Annotated in this window: 1 protein-coding gene; it reads right to left on the bottom strand. The window is 68.9% G+C overall.

What is annotated here, in order from left to right; translation table 11 throughout:
• Positions 1-7 precede the first annotated feature (7 nt).
• Complete coding sequence (locus tag ACQ143_RS14700; RefSeq protein ID WP_449571452.1) at positions 8-1,210, bottom strand: IS30 family transposase; 1,203 nt, start codon at positions 1,208-1,210, stop codon at positions 8-10.
• Positions 1,211-1,256 lie beyond the last annotated feature (46 nt).

Genomic DNA, 1,256 nt, shown 5'->3' on the forward strand with positions numbered 1-1,256 from the left:
GGCGGTCTCAAGTGGTCAGTGCAACACGCGCTATGTGTGAGTTCAGTGTTTCAGATGGGGTGTGGAAGCCGAGGACGGCGCGGGGGCGGATGTTGAGGAGACGCTGGGTTTCGGCGAGGTCGGCGTCGGTGATTTCGTTGAAGTTGGTGCCCGTGGGGTAGAAGTCGCGGATGAGTCCGTTGGTGTTCTCGTTCGTGGGGCGTTGCCAGGGCGAGTGCGGGTCGCAGAAGTACACCGGGCAGCCGGTCGCGACGGTGAACTTCGCGTGTTCGGCCATCTCGCTGCCCTGGTCCCAGGTGATGGTGGTGAACACGGCCTCGGGCAACGACTCGATCATCGTGCTGAGCACGTCGGTCACGGTCGCGCTGTCGCGGCAGCCGGGTAGCCGGCCCAAGAGGGTGAACAGGCCGCGGCGTTCGACGAGGGTGACGATGCCGGAGTTGTCGGGCCCGACGACGAGGTCCCCTTCCCAGTGGCCGGGCACGGCCCGGTCTTCGGCTTCGGGTGGTCGGGCGGCGAGTCGGGCCCCGTCCAGCCAGGGGCGACTGGTGCGGCGCGGCAGCCTCGACTGCGGTTTACGGCCGGCCCGGCCCGACCGCAGCGCCTTCTCTACCTTCAGTTCCTGTCGCAGCGCGCCGCGGCCCTGCACGTACAGGGACTGGTAGATCGTCTCCGGCGACACGCGCATGTCCTCTCGGTCCGGGTGGTCGATCGGCAGCCGCCCGGCCACCTGCTCCGGGGAGAACTTCGAGTTCAACCCGTCCACGACCGCCTGCCGCAACTCGCGGTTCGTGTCCAGTTTCCTCGGCTTCGGGCGTGCCCGCTGCGCCCGGGCACGATTCTCGGCGATGACCGCGTCGTAGCGCGTCTTTCCCCGGCGACGCAGCCCCGCCCTGCCCAGCTCACGCGACACCGTCGACGGAGCGAACCCGATCTCCACCGCGATCTGCCGCATCGACACGCCCATCCGGGACCGCGCCTCGACGATCGTTCGATCCGCCGCCGACAACCGTCGCCCGTGACCGGCAGGCCGCGGCTCCAGCACCGATCGCTGCCGCGATTTCGACACATCCATGCCCGCCAGCATCGCCCACCGCTGCACCGTCCGGGCCGGCAACCCCGACCGCGCAGCCGCTTCCCGCACGCTGCCCACCGACACCGCCAGTCGCAACACCCCCACACGAGACTCCAACAACACCTCAGGACCCACGCCCCACCTCCAGATTCAGGTGTTGCACTGACCCCCTGAATCTGCC

It is taken from the genome of Microbacterium pollutisoli, assembly GCF_053586795.1.